15 protein-coding genes are annotated in these 17,474 nt (G+C 58.2%); 12 read left to right on the top strand and 3 right to left on the bottom strand.

From position 1 onward, the window contains the following. Positions 1-43 precede the first annotated feature (43 nt). The 7 genes from ACR0LN_RS19825 (at position 44) to nusG (ending at position 6,263) form a co-directional block, all read left to right on the top strand. Entirely contained in the window at positions 44-919 is an 876-nt protein-coding gene (locus ACR0LN_RS19825) for a LysR family transcriptional regulator (protein ID WP_480432061.1), read from the top strand. A 101-nt stretch (positions 920-1,020) separates the two neighbouring features. Then, complete coding sequence (gene ccoG / locus ACR0LN_RS19820; RefSeq protein ID WP_480432059.1) at positions 1,021-2,448, top strand: cytochrome c oxidase accessory protein CcoG; 1,428 nt, start codon at positions 1,021-1,023, stop codon at positions 2,446-2,448. Position 2,449: 1 nt separating this feature from the next. After that, positions 2,450-2,908: a FixH family protein gene (locus ACR0LN_RS19815; RefSeq protein ID WP_480432057.1), complete on the top strand. Its 459-nt coding sequence runs from the start codon at positions 2,450-2,452 to the stop codon at positions 2,906-2,908. A gap of 4 nt (positions 2,909-2,912) precedes the next feature. After that, positions 2,913-5,090, top strand: a complete 2,178-nt coding sequence (locus ACR0LN_RS19810) for a heavy metal translocating P-type ATPase (RefSeq protein ID WP_480432055.1) — start codon at positions 2,913-2,915, stop codon at positions 5,088-5,090. 4 nt (positions 5,091-5,094) lie between these two features. After that, entirely contained in the window at positions 5,095-5,253 is a 159-nt protein-coding gene (gene ccoS / locus ACR0LN_RS19805) for a cbb3-type cytochrome oxidase assembly protein CcoS (protein WP_170355309.1), read from the top strand. A gap of 79 nt (positions 5,254-5,332) precedes the next feature. Beyond that, complete coding sequence (secE, locus tag ACR0LN_RS19800; RefSeq protein WP_058272489.1) at positions 5,333-5,530, top strand: preprotein translocase subunit SecE; 198 nt, start codon at positions 5,333-5,335, stop codon at positions 5,528-5,530. Positions 5,531-5,729: 199 nt separating this feature from the next. Next, on the top strand, positions 5,730-6,263 hold the full coding sequence (gene nusG / locus ACR0LN_RS19795; protein ID WP_152459924.1) for a transcription termination/antitermination protein NusG: 534 nt from the start codon (positions 5,730-5,732) through the stop codon (positions 6,261-6,263). An 89-nt stretch (positions 6,264-6,352) separates the two neighbouring features. Here nusG and ACR0LN_RS19790 read toward each other — a convergent pair whose 3' ends face one another. After that, positions 6,353-7,621, bottom strand: a complete 1,269-nt coding sequence (locus ACR0LN_RS19790) for a peptidoglycan-binding domain-containing protein (protein ID WP_480432052.1) — start codon at positions 7,619-7,621, stop codon at positions 6,353-6,355. Positions 7,622-8,002: 381 nt separating this feature from the next. Here ACR0LN_RS19790 and rplK point away from each other — a divergent pair, with 381 nt between their 5' ends. Further along, complete coding sequence (gene rplK, locus ACR0LN_RS19785) at positions 8,003-8,452, top strand: 50S ribosomal protein L11 (protein ID WP_010440985.1); 450 nt, start codon at positions 8,003-8,005, stop codon at positions 8,450-8,452. Between the two features lies 1 nt (position 8,453). Further along, positions 8,454-9,152, top strand: a complete 699-nt coding sequence (gene rplA, locus ACR0LN_RS19780; protein ID WP_170407486.1) for a 50S ribosomal protein L1 — start codon at positions 8,454-8,456, stop codon at positions 9,150-9,152. 77 nt (positions 9,153-9,229) lie between these two features. Here the strand turns inward: rplA and ACR0LN_RS19775 are convergent, their stop codons facing one another. Together ACR0LN_RS19775 and ACR0LN_RS19770 are read right to left on the bottom strand one after the other, a co-directional pair. Then, positions 9,230-10,270, bottom strand: a complete 1,041-nt coding sequence (locus ACR0LN_RS19775; protein WP_480432050.1) for a Hint domain-containing protein — start codon at positions 10,268-10,270, stop codon at positions 9,230-9,232. A 162-nt stretch (positions 10,271-10,432) separates the two neighbouring features. Beyond that, entirely contained in the window at positions 10,433-11,299 is an 867-nt protein-coding gene (locus tag ACR0LN_RS19770; protein ID WP_480432048.1) for an aminoglycoside phosphotransferase family protein, read from the bottom strand. 494 nt (positions 11,300-11,793) lie between these two features. Here ACR0LN_RS19770 and rplJ point away from each other — a divergent pair, with 494 nt between their 5' ends. From rplJ to rpoB, 3 genes are all read left to right on the top strand, one after another. Next, positions 11,794-12,312, top strand: coding sequence for a 50S ribosomal protein L10 (rplJ, locus tag ACR0LN_RS19765; protein WP_170375385.1), 519 nt, complete (start codon positions 11,794-11,796; stop codon positions 12,310-12,312). An 80-nt stretch (positions 12,313-12,392) separates the two neighbouring features. Beyond that, a complete protein-coding gene (gene rplL, locus ACR0LN_RS19760; RefSeq protein WP_008204003.1) occupies positions 12,393-12,767 on the top strand; it encodes a 50S ribosomal protein L7/L12 in 375 nt (124 codons plus the stop codon). Positions 12,768-13,016: 249 nt separating this feature from the next. Then, positions 13,017-17,153, top strand: coding sequence for a DNA-directed RNA polymerase subunit beta (rpoB, locus tag ACR0LN_RS19755; protein ID WP_480432046.1), 4,137 nt, complete (start codon positions 13,017-13,019; stop codon positions 17,151-17,153). The last annotated feature ends 321 nt before the right edge of the window (positions 17,154-17,474 follow it).

The following is a 17,474-nucleotide window of genomic DNA, read 5'->3' as shown; positions in this document are numbered from 1 at the left end:
ATGCGACTCAATTAGAATTTCGTAATGTAAGACTGGATTACATATGGATTGGTTGAAGATGCCGCCGCTTGCGGCGCTCAGGGCCTTTTCTGCGTTCGCCGAAAAGGGAAATGTTGTCGATGCAGGCGTGGGGTTGAATGTCAGCCACGCTGCTATCAGTCAGCAGTTGCGCGCGCTTGAGAGACACTTGGGCGCGGCCCTGCTGGACCGGAGTGGTAAGTCGATGATCCTGACCGCCGAAGGTGAAAAACTGGCCCGCGCCCTGCATCTTGGTTTTGGCGCCATCGGGGATGCCGTGGCCGACCTGATGCACATCACCGAAGATCGCCCGGTTCACGTCTCGCTGACCGCATCGTTTGCCGCATCATGGCTAATGCCGCGCCTGCCGGTGTTTCAGGCCGAACACCCGGATATCCCCTTGGCGCTGGACCCTTCGCCCAATCTGGTCAGCTTCCGTCCGGGCGGGGTGGACGTGGCAATCCGCTATGGGGATGGAAATTGGCCCGGTTTGGACGCAGAGCTGCTGATGCAAAGCCCGATCGTGATCGTCGCGGCGCCCTCGCTGTTAGGCGGTCGGACGTCGATGACGCCGGAAGAGCTGGGCCAATTGCCCTGGCTCGAAGAGCTTGGGACAACCGAAGCCACCACTTGGCTGGCGCGGCGGGGTGTCGAGCATGGACCGCACGCCGTTCGTATCACCTTGCCGGGCAACCTTGTGCTCGAGGGGCTGCGCGCCGGGCAGGGGGTCACAGTCACGGCGCGACATTTTGTCGAAGCGGATATCGAAGCCGGTCGCATCATCGAGCTGTTTCGCGAGCCCGGAGCGCTTGGATACCACATTGTCACCGGCGATGCGCCATTGCGCCCTGCGGTCAAAACTTTTGTTGGGTGGCTGAGGCGACAAGCTGGTAAGATGTGACAAAAGGTGTCTGTACGATGCGCTTTTGACCCATGTCAAAGAGGCTATCTTTGTGATCTGGAACAAGACGCCTAAAAAACAGCCACATTTGGAGCCAGCTCGTGAGCGATTCCGACCCCGCCCCCAGCCTTTACGTTGCTAGGGAGCCCATTTTTCCCAGACGCGTGTCCGGGCCATTTCGAAACCTGAAATGGATCATCCTCGCGGTCACGCTGGGTATTTACTATGTGACGCCTTGGATCAGATGGGACCGTGGCCCCAGCCTGCCGGATCAAGCGGTTCTGCTGGATCTGGCAAACCGTCGTTTCTACTTCTTCTGGATCGAGATCTGGCCGCACGAATTCTATTTCGTGGCGGGTTTGCTGATCATGGCTGGTCTTGGCCTGTTCCTGTTCACCTCAGCGCTTGGACGTGTGTGGTGCGGCTATGCCTGCCCGCAGACCGTTTGGACCGACCTCTATATCCTCGTCGAACGCTGGATCGAGGGCGACCGAAACGCCCGGCTGCGCTTGCATCGTCAGGAAAAACTGGATTTCCGCAAGGCTCGGTTGCGGCTTACGAAATGGACCGTGTGGCTGCTGATCGGTGTAGCCACCGGGGGGGCCTGGGTGTTCTATTTCGCGGACGCGCCGACTTTGCTGCATGATCTGGTGACAGGCAACGCTCATCCGGTTGCCTATACGACTGTGCTTATTCTGACCGGCACGACTTTCTTGTTTGGCGGGTTTGCCCGCGAACAGATTTGTATCTATGCCTGCCCGTGGCCGCGTATTCAGGCTGCGATGATGGACGAGGACACTCTGGTCGTCGGCTACCGCGAATGGCGGGGTGAGCCGCGCGGCAAGGGGAAACGCACCGCCGATTCCGAGTTGGGCGATTGTATCGATTGCATGGCCTGCGTGAATGTCTGCCCGGTGGGCATCGACATCCGGGATGGTCAGCAGTTGGAGTGCATCACCTGCGCCCTTTGCATTGATGCCTGTGACGACATGATGGCCAAGATCGGTAAACCGCGTGGCCTGATCGACTATATGGCGCTGAGCGATGAGACGCGCGAGCGCGCGGGCCAGCCACCCAAGAATGTGTGGAAACATATTCTGCGGCCTCGGACAATTATGTATACGTCCATGTGGGCGGCGGTCGGCTTTGCGCTGTTGCTTGCCTTGTTCATACGGTCCGATATCGACCTGACCGTGGCGCCGGTGCGTAACCCGACCTTCGTGACCCTGTCTGACGGCACCATCCGTAACACTTATGATGTACGCCTGCGCAACAAACATGGCGAAGATCGTCCTTTCCAGCTGACACTGTCCGGTGACCCGGCGTTGCAACTGCAGATCGAAGGGGTCGAAGGCAACTCTGTCAATGTCACCGCAGATACGGCACAATTGACGCGGGTTTACATCACGTCGGCAAAAGGCACCGGGCCTGCTGGTGTGGATGTGACGCCGGTACGGATTTGGGTCGAAGATGTGCAAAGTGGCGAACGCGCCTACAAGGACACCACGTTCAACGGACAAGGAAACTGAGATGGCTGAGCGTCAATTCACCGGAAAGCATGCCCTCGCGGTGTTCGTCGCAGCCTTTGGTGTGATCATTGCCGTGAACCTTGTTCTGGCCTACAGCGCGGTCAAAACCTTTCCGGGGCTTGAGGTCAAAAACTCCTACGTCGCCAGTCAGGAATTCAACGAGCGCCTGCAGGAACAGCAGGCGCTGGGTTGGGAAATTCGCGCTGAAGTGTCGGGTGGGTTGCTGATCCTGCACATCATCGACAAAACGGGTGCCCCTGTCCAAGTTGCCGAATTGCAAGCCGTTGTGGGGCGCGCGACCCACGTGAAAGAGGATTTCTCGCCCGATTTCGTCTTTGACGGTCAGGCGTATTCGACCCCTGCGGCGCTGGGCAAGGGCAACTGGAACATCCGTCTGGTCGCCAAAGATCATGATGGCGCGGAATTTGCGCAGCGGGTCCCGCTGTATGTGAAGGGGTGATTGGATGACGGCGCAAATGACCTCTGGCACAGCGGCCTGTCCGGGATGTATCGCCAGCCCGGCGGAACCGGCGCGGCCTATCCCGCAGGATGTGCAGATTGCGCTGTCGCTGCCGGGCATTCATTGCTCGGCCTGTATTGCCACGGTCGAACGTGAGCTGAACGCCCATCCGGGGGTCGAGGATGCGCGGGTCAACCTGACGCTCAAGCGGGCAATGGTCAAAGCTGCACCCGATCTGCGCGCCACCGATCTGATTCCGGTGCTTGAGCAGGCCGGGTTTGAAGCGCATGAGCTGGACCCCGGCGCGTTGTCGGCCACCAGTGCTGACAAAGCGGGGCGCGATTTGTTGATGCGGCTGGCGGTGGCCGGGTTTGCGTCGATGAACGTGATGCTGTTGTCGGTGTCTGTCTGGTCAGGGGCCTCGGACGCGACGCGCGACATGTTCCACTGGATTTCGGCAGCGATTGCGCTGCCCGCAATAGCCTTTTCCGCGCAGCCTTTCTTTGCCAACGCGTGGAGCGCTCTGCGCGTGCGCCGACTGAACATGGACGTGCCGATTGTGCTGGCGATCGTGCTCGCGATGATCACATCGCTTTGGGAAACCGCGCTCAGCGGTGAGCATGCCTATTTCGACGCGGCCCTGGCGCTGACCTTCTTCCTGCTGGCAGGGCGCTATCTGGATTACCGGACCCGTGCCGCGGCAAGGTCAGCGGCCGAGGAACTGACCGCGCTTGAAGTGCCCCGTGCCATCAAGCTGGTTGATGGGACCGAAGAAGAGGTGGCCGTGGCCACGCTGTCCGTCGGTGATCTGATCCTTGTCCGGCCCGGGGGGCGCATGCCGGTGGACGGCGAAATCGTATCCGGTCAGTCGGAACTGGATCGCTCTTTGCTGACCGGGGAAACCCTGCCGGTCTTCGCCGAGGCGGGCCTGACCGTCAGCGCCGGTGAGGTCAATCTGACTGGCCCCCTGACCATCCGCGCGACTGCGGTGGGAGAGGAGACTTCGCTGCACCGCATGGCCGATCTGGTCGCCATCGCTGAATCCGGCCGGTCGCGCTATACCTCGTTGGCAGACAAGGCGGCCAAGCTTTACGCGCCGGGCGTTCACATCCTGTCGGCGCTCAGCTTTTTGGGCTGGTACATCTATTCCGGCGATATTCGTACGGCTTTGAACATCGCCGCTGCCGTTCTGATTATCACATGCCCTTGTGCGCTGGGGTTGGCGGTGCCAGCCGTGACGACCGCCGCCTCGGGCCGGTTGTTCCGAAAGGGCATGCTGATCAAACATGCTACTGCGCTGGAGCGCTTGGCCGAGGTCGACACGGTCGTTTTCGACAAAACCGGCACGCTGACCTCGGGCACGCCCGAACTCACCAATCTGGGTGATCATTCGCGCGCTGATCTGGAGGTTGCACTGGCGCTGGCCGAGGCGTCTTCGCATCCCTTGTCGGTGGCGTTGGTTAAGTCGGCTCGAGAGGCGGGCATCAAACCGGCCCACGTCACCGATATCGCCGAGGTGCCGGGCTATGGCACCGAAGGCACCTATCACGGTCAGCGCGCCCGCCTGGGTCGCGCGGCGTGGACGGGTGCAGAAGAGGGCGATCAAACTGCCGCCTGGTTGTCGGTTTCAGGGCAAGAGCCCGTGGCCTTTATGTTCTCGGATTCGTTGCGCCCCGGTGCCGCCGAAGCTGTGCAGGCATTCCACGATGCGGGGAAAGAGGTCATTCTGATTTCCGGCGACACGCAGGGCGCGGTTCAGGCTTTGGCCGGAAAGCTGGGGATCGACAATTGGGTTGCTCAGGCCCTGCCGCAGGACAAGGCAGCCCGCGTGCAGGAACTGAGTGATCAGGGTTGTCACGTGCTGATGGTTGGCGATGGTCTGAATGACACCGCAGCCCTGGCGGCGGCGCATGTGTCGATCTCTCCGGCCTCGGCGTTGGACGCGGCGCGGGTGGCCTCGGACATCGTTCTTCTCGGGAATGATCTGGCCCCAATCGCCGATGCCTGTGAGACGGCGGTCAAGGCGACCAAACGGATTCGTGAAAACTTCCGCATCGCCACCGTCTATAATATCATTGCAGTACCGCTGGCGGTGATCGGCCTTGCCACACCGCTGATTGCGGCGCTCGCAATGTCGACTTCGTCTATCACCGTGTCTCTGAACGCTCTGCGACTAAGGTAAGCTAATGGAAGTTCTGGCCTATCTGATACCGATTTCCCTGTTTTTGGGCGGGGTTGGCCTTGTGGCTTTTGTCTACACGGTTCGTTCAAACCAATATGACGACCCCGAGGGCGACGCGCGGCGTATTCTCAGCGATGAGTGGGACGACAAGCCCAAGCCCTGAGCAACCGCCAACCGCCCTTGAAATTGCCGCAATGTCCGGTTATGTCCGGCCTGTCCGCTAGCAGAGAGAACCAAGCCAAATGGCAACTATGAATCCGATCCAGTTTATTCAGCAAGTCCGTGCCGAAGTTGCGAAGGTCGTCTGGCCGACCCGGCGCGAGGTGCTGCTGACCACGGTCATGGTGTTCATCATGGCGGCTCTGACGGCCGTATTCTTTGCTCTGGTTGATCTGGGCATTCGCGGCGGTCTGCAACTGATCCTGGGCGCGTTCGGCTAAGTCGGTTCAGGCATGGTGGAAACGCCACTGCCCTCTTGCACAGCACGCAATGTCAGAGTAGTTGACGCGGTACTATTCGGAATGGGCGTGCGGCGATTCGGGCTGCGCGCCGCTTTTTATTCCGGGTGACGTGACAGGATTTCAATAACGGCATGTCCGGCAATCAGGACAGCCTAAGGCAAACAAGGACGACAGGTTCATGGCGAAACGGTGGTACTCGGTCAGCGTTCTTTCGAATTTCGAAAAGAAGATCGCAGAGCAGATCCGCACGTCCGTGGCCGAACAGGGCCTTGAGGACGATATCGACGAGGTTCTGGTGCCCACCGAAGAGGTGATCGAAGTGCGCCGGGGCAAGAAGGTCACGACCGAACGCCGCTTTATGCCCGGCTATGTTCTGGTGCATATGGAAATGTCGGATCAGGGCTATCACCTGATCAACTCGATCAACCGCGTTACCGGCTTCCTAGGGCCGCAAGGCCGCCCGATGCCGATGCGCGATGCCGAGGTGAACCAGATTCTCAACCGCGTTCAGGAAGGTGAAGAGGCGCCGAAGCTGATGATCAGCTTCGAGGTCGGCGAAAAGGTCAAGGTCAACGACGGCCCGTTCGAAGATTTCGACGGCATGGTCGAAGGCGTGGACGACGAGAACCAGAAGCTGAAGGTCTCGGTCTCGATCTTTGGTCGCGAGACGCCTGTCGAGCTGGACTTCACGCAGGTTACGAAGCAGAGCTAAACAGGTTCATAACGAAATTGAAACGCCGCGATGCAATGAGCACCGCGGCGTTTGCTTGTGGAAGCGGGTGAATTTGTCAGGTGCCTCGCTTATTGCGCCTGAACCATAGCCGCTCGTAAAAGTTGCGGCCGATCCGACTGGGACGGCAGGAATACGGCTTCCGAGCCGGAGTCCAGCGCCGAAAGGCTCGCATCGTACCACTGCATCGCAAGATCGCGGCGTTCCTGCACGCCGAAGCCTTCGCGCAGGTGGTGGCCGATCAGTTCGCCGTAGGCAGGTTCGCCCATTGCGACCAGCATCAGTGCAGAACCGATTGCGGCATCCATGTTGTCCTGACGGTAGCCAATCGCCAGACAGACTTTGCTGGTTGCTGCCAGATCTGCTGGGCTAAGCCCGGAGTCCAACGCCAACTTGCGCATCTGAGTTTCCGCGTCCGTTTTTGAGCTAAGAGGCAGCGCAACAACTTGCGGCGCCAACATTTCACCGTACGAGTCGCACTGAGCGGTCACCTGATCCGGTGTCAGCCCCTGAATGTCTTGCATCAGGTCCTCACCGCGCCCCATCGCATAGCTACGCGCGAGGCAGAATTGTTCGCTGAGCGCAAAATCAGGGTCGGACATGTTTGACAGAGTCGTATAGCCGCCATTGGTCGACGTTTGAAGCATAACTGCGCTGCAGCGATTGGCGAGTGAAGGGCCTCCGGTGCCACCGGAAAACAGGCTAGGCAAGCTGGCAGAAGCTGTTTCGGTCGCGGGTGGCTGAGGTTCAGCCGCCTGTGGCGTGACAACGGGCGTGGGCGCTGCCTGAGGCAGAGGAGCAGCCGTTGCCGGAGCCAGAGGAACCGGTGCCACGGGCGCCTGAGGGGCAGCCGCCACAGCAGATCCGCTATGGAGGCGTTGGCGGTACGCCATAAGCAGAGGTTGACCGGCAAGTTGCGTTGTTGCCTGCCCGCCGCTTGTCGCCCAGTAATAGGCTTGCATCAGGAAATCACGCTGATACGGCTGGAAGTCATAGCCATTCACGGGGTAACCCATCGACACTTGGTAACGTTCGATCGCTGCACGTGTGCCGCGACCAACTTGTCCGTCGACCCGTCCGGCATTGTAGCCGAAGTAATTGAGTGCTGTCTGGGTCTGCGCTCCTTGCGAGGTCGACGGTATGCCCGATCGGTATGAGCGCGTGGTCGTTCTTGTGCGGGCCTGCTGTTTCCTTTGTTGGTCTTTACCAATCGCATAGCCAATTACGCCGCCAACGACAGCGCCGCCTAAAATCTCGCCAGCATCGGCCCGTGCTGTCTGAGGAGAGGACGTCGCGAACGAGAGCGCGACACCAAGCGTTACTATTAACCGAAAGAACATAATAAGCCTCCACTGAAAATTCATTTTCACGGAGTATAGCACGACAGGTGGTCTTAATGTGATACAAAGGTCTGGCCTTGGCTTAAGGGTATACTTGTACGGTTATTATGCTGTTCTATTAAGGTCTTGGTGGGGTGCTATGCCGCATCAATAAGGATTCGCATTCCGTCAGCCTTGCTGGACCCTCACCGAGTTCGATTCGATTGCTCGGAACGGAGTGGCATCGGCACTTGCCAATCCCCGCATTCCCCTTTAAACGCCGCCCCTATCGTCTTCTGGCGAGAATCTCTTGTGGGAGGTTGATGGGATCGCGATCCCGGATCGGACCACGCAACATAAACCGGGTGGAACGCGTTTCACCTACGTTGAAAGGAAAACCAAATGGCTAAGAAGCTTGCTGGTACAATGAAACTGCAGGTTCCTGCAGGTCAGGCGAACCCGTCGCCGCCAGTTGGTCCGGCGCTGGGTCAGCGCGGCATCAACATCATGGAATTCTGCAAGGCGTTCAACGCCAAGACCGCAGACATGGAGCCCGGCGCTCCGTGCCCGACCGTGATCACCTATTATCAGGACAAGTCCTTCACCATGGACATCAAGACGCCGCCCGCGTCTTACTACCTGAAAAAAGCAGCTGGTCTGAAGCCGGTTGGCAAACGTAACCGACCCCGTGGCGCGGAAAACCCAGGTCGTGAGACCGTGGCAACTGTGACCTCGAAGCAGGTTCGTGAAATCGCCGAAGCCAAAATGAAAGATCTGAACGCCAACGACGTCGAAGGCGCAATGCAGATCATCCTGGGCTCGGCCCGCTCTATGGGCATCGAGGTGAAGTAAGATGGCAAAACTCGGTAAACGTACCCGCGCTGCGCGCGAAGCTGTCGCCGGCAAGGAAAACCTGTCGGTCGAAGAAGCAGTTGCCCTGGTCAAAGCCAACGCAACCTCGAAATTCGACGAGACCATCGAAATCGCACTGAACCTGGGCGTTGACACCCGTCACGCAGACCAGATGGTTCGCGGTGTTGTCGGCCTGCCGAACGGCACCGGCAAAGCGATGCGCGTTGCTGTTTTTGCTCGCGGCCCGAAAGCTGATGAAGCGAAAGAAGCTGGTGCGGACATCGTTGGCGCAGAAGACCTGATGGAAACCATTCAGGGCGGCACCATCGAATTCGATCGCTGCATTGCCACCCCGGACATGATGCCGATCGTCGGTCGTCTGGGTAAGGTTCTGGGCCCCCGCAACCTGATGCCGAACCCCAAAGTTGGCACCGTGACCATGGACGTGAAAGCGGCCGTGGAAGCAGCCAAAGGCGGTGAAGTTCAGTTCAAAGCGGAAAAAGGCGGCGTTGTGCACGCTGGCGTTGGCAAAGCGTCGTTCGACGAAGCCAAGCTGGCCGAAAACGTCCGTGCTTTCGTCTCTGCTGTTGCCAAGGCGAAACCGTCGGGCGCCAAAGGCACCTACATGAAGAAAATCGCGCTGAGCTCGACCATGGGTCCGGGCGTGACTCTGGACGTAGCTGCGGCGGCGGGCGAATAAGCCCAAGCCAAGTGCTTTCAAGAGAAACCCGGGTTGCTGTCGCAGCCCGGGTTTTTTCGTTTCTGGCCTAAATTTTCCTAGAGATAGGCGCGCAGTACGCTGGCTTCACGTGCGTTGATTGTGGGCGCAGCTGTATGCCAGAGGGCATCCGTTGTGTTCCCAATCGTCGGGAAGAGCGCCCTAATTTCTGCTCGCTGAGGGGATGAGAGCGCGTATTTTGCGGCGTTTCCGTAGTAGAAGCTTTCTGTCAACGCTCCGTTCGACCTTACAATTTGGTGTCGATCAAACATGAAATGCACATAGGTGATGCGATCCGTTTCGCGGATCGAAATCCCCGGATGCCCGCATAGATGTTTGGCGGCAACGAAGACCTCGGGTGTTGCGAACAGCATGTTTGTCGCGGGTGACGTGACCAGCACCCGGTGTTCTTGCGACACGATAAGGTCGCGCGTGTTCCCGAGCGTTCCGGCCTCGATTACCACCGGAGCATATGCGCCAAAACCGGCAACCTCTGTTGTTCCGATCCACTGGATCGGTTGCAGCCCATTGTCCCTGGTCCAGACAAGCTGTCCTAGCTCAAGATCTTGCACGTCGACTTCAACCTCAGCGGTTTCAATCAACGTCCCGGCGCCAAAGCAGGTGATGTAGTCCGAATAACCCGAGCTGCCTGCATTTGAGCCGCTGATTTTGACGTAGGAGATTCCGGGTTCCAGCGGGGCCGAGGTGCCATAGCCCCAAACGTCTTGTGTGTTTCCGTTCTGGGAGAACACATAGATGTCAATCTCGGGGCCGGTTTGGTTTCCATCTTCGTCGAGCGCGCGCACGGTAATGATGGATTCGGATTCGACCTGAGTTCCATTAGCGACAATGCCACCGCCGTCTGTAATAACGTGGCCGGTTTCCTGATCGTCATTGAACACGTCCGAACTGCCGCTGGTGTCGTCCAGTGTGACGGTTGTTCCTGTGCCACCGGAATATACAAAGACCGTTCCATTCGGCGTGTCCGAGTTGTTGATGACCGATCCACCAACCGCAATGTCATTGGAATCCGCTGTACTGGGAACAAACGTAGCGATGAGGCTGGAGCTGTCCTGAGCAAAGAAACTGCGAAGAACCATTGGCGTGATCACCCATTACTTACTTGTTACGATGGCCATGCCTGTGTGCAGCCGCTCGGTGTTTATACCCGGAATAAAGATCGGGTCGAGAACGCGCCGTCAACGCCATTGTACATCAGTGCCATTACACAATCATGTCAATTTTGAGAATGCCGCTGCGAGTCAGCAGCGCTGAAAGGCGATCCGCAGCCTGTCGCCCAAGCGCTGCCGCCTGTCTTCTTCATGGGGACTGCAGACATAGTTGAATTGCCAAAGGGCAAGCCAGTCCTTCAAAAGGCGGCCGCGAAGGCAGAAATCCAGAATCCCCATGTGTATTGAGTGCCGATACCGTCGAAAGAACATGTCCTTGTTGCGTTTCACTATGCCACTGCGGTCAATGGCCGAGGGGGATGCTTCCCGGAAAATGTCCGATTTCAGGAAGTCAACGATATCATAGACGGCCAACTTTTCGCGCGCCTCGGTGAAATCCAGTCCAATCATTTCGCCTTGGCCGACCAGGAGGTTCTGGCCGTGGAAATCTCCGTGTGAGAAGACCTGCGTTTCCGGGATGCCTTTCAGCAACTGGGCATCCTTTTCAAGCCGTTCGGCCATTGGTTGCGCTTCCTGCCGTTTTTCAGCCGGTACCTCGGTCAGCAGTGCATTGATGCTGTCGGTCATCCAGCGTGGGCGAAAGCCGTAATCCTTGTGGGGCCGAAAACTGTGAAGATCATGCAGCCACGCCCCGGCGCGGCGGTAGATTTGTGAAACTTGGTCGTCGTCCCTGCTGTTATGGATCACGTCAACACAGGTGGGGCGGTCAATCAGTTCTGTGACAAAGAACCTGCATCCAGGGGACATATAGCATGGGCGCACCACTCGGGATGTCTTGTGCTGCTCAAAAGCATGCGTAAGCCGGGTCAGTAGTTCGAACTCGTTTTGCAGCCGACCCGAGCCGGGCGAAGCAGTATCAATTTTCAGGGCAAAATCACGTGACGGCCCTTTGACCCGCAGTACTATGCGCGTGTCAGGAAAGTCGTGTGATCGATACATGCACTCAAAAGGCAACACGCCACCAGCTGAAATGTTGTGAGAAAATTCCTCGACAAAGCCAGTGGCGCGTCTGTGTTCATCTTTGGTGAGAGTCAGCATGCTGGGGCAAGTCAATGGGGAGGGGACGCAATCGAGTTTTGTGTTTGACAGGACCCCAGCCTGCAGGGCATGTCAATCGCTGACAAAAGTAGGGTCTTGCCAAACCTAAAAACAGCGCAATTTACCCCTTGGAAACCCCTCGTATTTGCCCTAATGAGAGCTGCGGAGTAAAGCGTGCGATTCGTCGTGCGCTTTATTTCGTTTCGTCCAAGACGGTGGGTGGGTCCATCCGGTCCCTTAATTCCCTGCCTGAGACGGGTAAGACCAAAGAATTCTGAGGGTCCCACCCTCGGGCGCATTTTGGCCCATCCCGTGACAACGGACCTGAACGCCGGGGTTTTAGCCTTGGCAAATATGAGCCGGGGTGAGGTATCGCCCCTAACTTGGAGAGAACTGTGGATAGAGCCCAGAAAGAGAAAGTGGTCGAGGAACTCGGCCAAATCTTCGAAAGCTCTGGCGTCGTAGTGGTTGCCCATTACGCCGGTCTGACAGTTGCCGAGATGCAGGACCTTCGCGCACGTGCTCGTGACGCGGGTGGCTCCGTGCGTGTTGCCAAAAACAGGCTCGCCAAAATCGCCCTTGAGGGTAAGCCGTGTGAAAGCATGGCCGACCTGCTGACAGGGATGACCGTTCTGACCTATTCCGAGGACCCTGTGGCAGCAGCCAAAGTGGCCGAGGACTTCGCCAAGGAGAACCAAAAGTTCGAAATTCTTGGCGGTGCGATGGGTGAGAACGCTCTGGACCGTGCTGGTGTTACAGCCGTGTCGAAAATGCCGTCGCGTGAAGAGCTTATTGCTACGATCGCCGGTATGCTTGGCGCGCCTGCTTCGAACATCGCCGGTGCAATTGGCGCACCTGCAAGCAACATCGCAAGCATCCTTTCCACCATCGAAGAGAAGGCGGAAGCTGCGTAAGCGGTTGGCACTGAATGATCTGCGTAGGGGAAACACCCTGACGTTGGAACACACACTGTAAAACGGAAAGAGCTAATACAATGGCTGATCTGAAAGCACTCGCAGAAAGCATCGTGGGCCTGACCCTGCTGGAAGCACAAGAACTGAAAACCATCCTCAAAGACGAATACGGCATCGAGCCCGCAGCAGGCGGCGCAGTTGTCATGGCTGCTGGTGGCGACGCCGGCGGTGCAGCTGAGGAAGAAAAAACCGAATTCGACGTCGTTCTAAAGAACGCCGGCGCTTCGAAAATCAACGTCATCAAAGAAGTTCGCGGCATCACCGGCCTGGGCCTGAAAGAAGCCAAGGAACTGGTCGAAGCCGGCGGCAAGATCAAAGAAGGCGTGGACAAAGCAGAAGCAGAAGACGTCAAAGCCAAGCTGGAAGCAGCTGGCGCCGAAGTCGAGCTGGCCTAAGCTTAGTCTCTGGTGCATCGCTGATGCGCCGAAAAATTTGGCTGGGTCCGGAGAAATCCGGGTCCAGCCGAACCTGTCTTAGAAAGGGCCTCTTTCAGGGGGCGTTTTCTAAGACGCGGTTCGCGGATCGGGAGGCTGCCTTCGGGACGGTGGCCATGAATTGATCCGGACGTGTCCTCTCGAATGTGCAAGGCGCCGGGGCCCGACGGTGTCTTTGCCCGCTGAGAACATCGAAAGGTGACATCTGACATGGCTCAAACGTTCCTTGGCCAGAAACGTCTTCGTAAATATTACGGCAAAATCCGCGAAGTGCTGGAGATGCCGAACCTTATTGAGGTACAGAAATCTTCTTATGATCTTTTCCTGCGCTCCGGCGATGCAGAGCAGCCCACTGACGGCGAAGGCATCAAAGGCGTGTTCCAGTCGGTTTTCCCGATCAAGGATTTCAACGAAACCTCCGTTCTGGAGTTCGTGAAATACGATCTGGAAAAACCCAAATACGATGTCGAAGAGTGCATGCAGCGCGACATGACCTACAGCGCGCCGCTGAAGGTCACTCTGCGTCTGATCGTGTTCGATGTCGACGAGGACACCGGCGCGAAATCGGTCAAGGACATCAAGGAACAGGACGTGTTCATGGGCGACATGCCCCTGATGACGCCGAACGGAACGTTCATCGTGAACGGCACCGAGCGTGTGATCGTGTCCCAGATGCACCGTTCGCCCGGTGTGTTCTTTGACCACGACAAGGGCAAGACCCATTCTTCGGGCAAGCTGCTGTTTGCCTGCCGCATCATCCCGTATCGCGGCAGCTGGCTGGACTTTGAGTTCGACGCCAAGGACATCGTGTTCGCCCGTATCGACCGTCGCCGTAAGCTGCCTGTTACCACCCTGTTGTATGCGCTGGGTCTGGATCAGGAAGCGATCATGGACGCGTATTACAACACTGTGTCCTACAAGCTGGACAAGAAGAAGGGCTGGGTCACGCCGTTCTTCCCCGAGCGTGTGCGCGGCACCCGTCCGACCTATGACCTGATCGACGCGAAATCCGGTGAAGTAATCGCTGAAGCGGGTAAGAAAGTTACCCCGCGCGCGGTTAAGAAGTTGATCGAAGAAGGTGTGGTCACTGACCTGCTGGTTCCGTTCGACAACATCGTTGGCAAGTTCGTCGCCAAGGACATCATCAACGAAGAAACCGGTGCGATCTATGTCGAAGCCGGTGATGAGCTGACCTTGGAATACGACAAGGACGGCGACCTGATCGGTGGCACCGTCAAGGAACTGATCGATGCGGGCATCACCGACATTCCGGTTCTGGACATCGATAACGTCAATGTTGGCCCCTACATGCGCAACACCATGGCTCAGGACAAGAACCTGAACCGTGAAAGCGCGTTGATGGACATCTACCGCGTCATGCGTCCGGGCGAGCCGCCCACCGTCGAAGCGGCCTCGGCCCTGTTCGACACCCTGTTCTTCGACAGCGAGCGTTATGACCTGTCCGCCGTTGGCCGCGTGAAGATGAACATGCGTCTGGCTCTGGATGCGCCGGATACCCTGCGCACTCTGCGCCGCGAAGACATTGTGGCCTGCATCAAGGCGCTGGTGGAACTGCGTGACGGCAAAGGCGACGTGGACGATATCGACCACCTCGGCAACCGTCGTGTACGTTCGGTCGGCGAGTTGATGGAAAACCAGTACCGCGTCGGTCTGCTGCGCATGGAGCGCGCGATCAAAGAGCGTATGTCGTCGGTCGAGATCGACACCGTCATGCCGCAAGACCTGATCAACGCGAAACCGGCTGCGGCTGCTGTCCGCGAATTCTTCGGCTCGTCGCAGCTGTCGCAGTTCATGGACCAGACCAACCCGCTGTCCGAGGTCACCCACAAACGCCGCCTCTCGGCGCTTGGCCCGGGTGGTCTGACACGTGAGCGTGCGGGCTTTGAGGTCCGCGACGTACACCCGACCCACTATGGCCGGATGTGCCCGATTGAAACGCCCGAAGGTCCGAACATTGGTCTGATCAACTCGCTGGCCACCTTTGCCCGCGTGAACAAGTATGGCTTCATTGAAACACCGTATCGCGTCGTCAAAGACGCCGAGGTGACCGATGAGGTTCACTACATGTCCGCGACTGAGGAAATGCGTCACACCGTGGCGCAGGCGAACGCGACGCTGGATCAGAACGGCAAGTTCATCAACGATCTGGTTTCGACCCGTCAGGCCGGTGACTACACTCTGGCTCCGCGCGAGAATGTGGACTTGATCGACGTGTCGCCGAAACAGCTGGTTTCGGTTGCCGCATCGCTGATCCCGTTCCTTGAAAACGACGACGCCAACCGCGCTCTGATGGGCTCGAACATGCAACGTCAGGCGGTTCCGCTGCTGCGCGCCGAAGCGCCGCTGGTCGGTACCGGGATCGAGGAAAAGGTTGCGATCGACTCGGGTGCTGCGATTCAGGCGAAACGCGCCGGTATCATCGACCAGGTCGATGCCCAGCGTATCGTTATCCGCGCCACCGAAGACCTGGAACTGGGCGACGCTGGCGTTGACATCTACCGTCTGCGCAAATTCCAGCGTTCGAACCAGAACACCTGCATCAACCAGCGTCCGCTGATCAAAGTGGGTGACACCGTCCAGAAGGGCGAAGTCATTGCTGATGGTCCGTCGACCGACATGGGTGAACTGGCTCTGGGTAAGAACGTGGTCGTCGCGTTCATGCCGTGGAACGGCTACAACTACGAAGACTCGATCCTGATCTCGGAACGTATCGCGCGTGATGACGTCTTTACCTCGGTCCATATCGAGGAATTCGAAGTCGCCGCCCGTGACACCAAGCTGGGCCCGGAAGAGATCACCCGCGACATTCCGAACGTCGGTGAAGAAGCGCTGCGCAACCTCGACGAGGCGGGCATCGTTTACATCGGTGCGGATGTTGAGCCGGGCGATATTCTGGTCGGCAAGATCACTCCGAAGGGCGAAAGCCCGATGACCCCGGAAGAAAAGCTGCTGCGCGCCATCTTTGGTGAAAAAGCATCTGACGTGCGCGACACATCGCTGCGCGTGAAGCCGGGCGATTACGGTACGGTCGTCGAGGTCCGCGTCTTTAACCGTCACGGTGTCGAAAAAGACGAGCGTGCGCTGCAGATCGAGCGTGAGGAAGTCGAACGTCTGGCCCGTGACCGGGACGACGAGCTGGCGATCCTTGACCGCAACATCTATGCGCGTCTGCAAGGCCTGATCCTGGGTAAAACCGCTGTCAAAGGCCCGAAAGGCGTAAAGGCAGGGTCGGTGATCACCGAGGAGTTGCTGGAAACTCTGACCCGTGGTCAGTGGTGGCAGTTGGCGCTGGAAGGTGAGCAGGACGCACAGATCGTCGAGGCTCTGAACGAGCAGTACGAAGTGCAAAAGCGTGCTCTGGACGCCCGTTTTGAAGACAAGGTCGAAAAGGTTCGCCGTGGCGACGACCTGCCGCCGGGTGTGATGAAGATGGTCAAAGTCTTCATCGCCGTGAAGCGTAAGCTGCAGCCGGGCGACAAGATGGCCGGTCGTCACGGGAACAAGGGTGTGATCTCCAAGGTTGTTCCGATGGAAGACATGCCGTTCCTGGCCGATGGTACGCCGGTTGACTTCTGTCTGAACCCGCTGGGTGTGCCTTCGCGTATGAACGTTGGTCAGATTCTGGAAACCCACATGGGTTGGGCCGCGCGCGGTCTGGGTTTGAACATCGACGACGCTCTGGGTGAATACCGCCGGTCCGGCGATCTGACTCCGGTACGCGAAGCGATGAAGCTGGCCTATGGTGAGAATGTCTACGAAGAAGGCATCACCGGTCTGGACGAGGATGGCCTGATCGAGGCTGCGGGCAACGTGACCCGTGGTGTTCCGATCGCAACCCCGGTCTTCGACGGTGCCAAAGAGGCGGACGTCAACGACGCGCTGGTGCGTGCAGGCTTCTCGGAAAGCGGTCAGTCGGTTCTGTTCGACGGTCGTACCGGTGAGCAATTCGCACGTCCGGTGACCGTGGGCATCAAGTACCTGCTGAAACTGCACCACCTGGTGGACGACAAGATCCACGCGCGTTCGACCGGGCCGTACAGCCTGGTTACCCAGCAGCCGCTGGGTGGTAAGGCGCAGTTCGGTGGTCAGCGCTTTGGTGAGATGGAAGTCTGGGCTCTGGAAGCTTACGGTGCCGCCTACACCCTGCAGGAGATGCTCACCGTGAAATCGGATGACGTCGCCGGCCGGACCAAGGTATATGAGTCGATCGTCAAGGGCGAGGATAACTTTGAAGCGGGCGTACCGGAATCGTTCAACGTTCTGGTTAAAGAAGTCCGTGGCCTCGGCCTGAATATGGAACTCCTGGATGCGGAGGTCGATGAGTGAGAGCTATGGTAGCAATAGCTATCTCACCGGTTGCTTTGAGTGCCTGCCAAGTATTTGGCGGGTACGCAGCGTATGATGCCTCAACGGGCAAGTATTACGCTGTAGCTGAGTCTCATGCCACAAGCCAAAGTGGAATGTGGTGCCCAACCGACGATGGCTTCGGTTGGCAATGGGGCGAGCCGGTGGAAACTCCTCCAATCCGCAAGAACCTAAAACGTGTCGACGTTCCCATGTTTGAACAGCCGCGCGTGGGACGCGTCACTGACGAAACAATCAAGTGGCGCGCATACCGCCGTGGAACATTCTACGAATGCCCGGAGC

Source organism: Ruegeria sp. AA6, from assembly GCF_056542865.1.
This window is presented reverse-complemented; position numbering and strand designations above follow the sequence as displayed.

Excerpts from the sequence above, each read along its gene's own strand:
- rplK (WP_010440985.1), top strand. The coding sequence starts at position 8,003 with ATGGCTAAGAAGCTTGCTGGTACAATGAAACTGCAGGTTCCTGCAGGT.
- ACR0LN_RS19770 (WP_480432048.1), bottom strand. The coding sequence starts at position 11,299 with ATGTATCGATCACACGACTTTCCTGACACGCGCATAGTACTGCGGGTC.
- rplA (WP_170407486.1), top strand. The coding sequence starts at position 8,454 with ATGGCAAAACTCGGTAAACGTACCCGCGCTGCGCGCGAAGCTGTCGCC.
- secE (WP_058272489.1), top strand. The coding sequence starts at position 5,333 with ATGGCAACTATGAATCCGATCCAGTTTATTCAGCAAGTCCGTGCCGAA.
- ACR0LN_RS19815 (WP_480432057.1), top strand. The coding sequence starts at position 2,450 with ATGGCTGAGCGTCAATTCACCGGAAAGCATGCCCTCGCGGTGTTCGTC.
- ACR0LN_RS19825 (WP_480432061.1), top strand. The coding sequence starts at position 44 with ATGGATTGGTTGAAGATGCCGCCGCTTGCGGCGCTCAGGGCCTTTTCT.
- ACR0LN_RS19790 (WP_480432052.1), bottom strand. The coding sequence starts at position 7,621 with ATGTTCTTTCGGTTAATAGTAACGCTTGGTGTCGCGCTCTCGTTCGCG.
- nusG (WP_152459924.1), top strand. The coding sequence starts at position 5,730 with ATGGCGAAACGGTGGTACTCGGTCAGCGTTCTTTCGAATTTCGAAAAG.
- ACR0LN_RS19775 (WP_480432050.1), bottom strand. The coding sequence starts at position 10,270 with ATGGTTCTTCGCAGTTTCTTTGCTCAGGACAGCTCCAGCCTCATCGCT.
- rpoB (WP_480432046.1), top strand. The coding sequence starts at position 13,017 with ATGGCTCAAACGTTCCTTGGCCAGAAACGTCTTCGTAAATATTACGGC.
- ccoS (WP_170355309.1), top strand. The coding sequence starts at position 5,095 with ATGGAAGTTCTGGCCTATCTGATACCGATTTCCCTGTTTTTGGGCGGG.
- ACR0LN_RS19810 (WP_480432055.1), top strand. The coding sequence starts at position 2,913 with ATGACGGCGCAAATGACCTCTGGCACAGCGGCCTGTCCGGGATGTATC.
- rplL (WP_008204003.1), top strand. The coding sequence starts at position 12,393 with ATGGCTGATCTGAAAGCACTCGCAGAAAGCATCGTGGGCCTGACCCTG.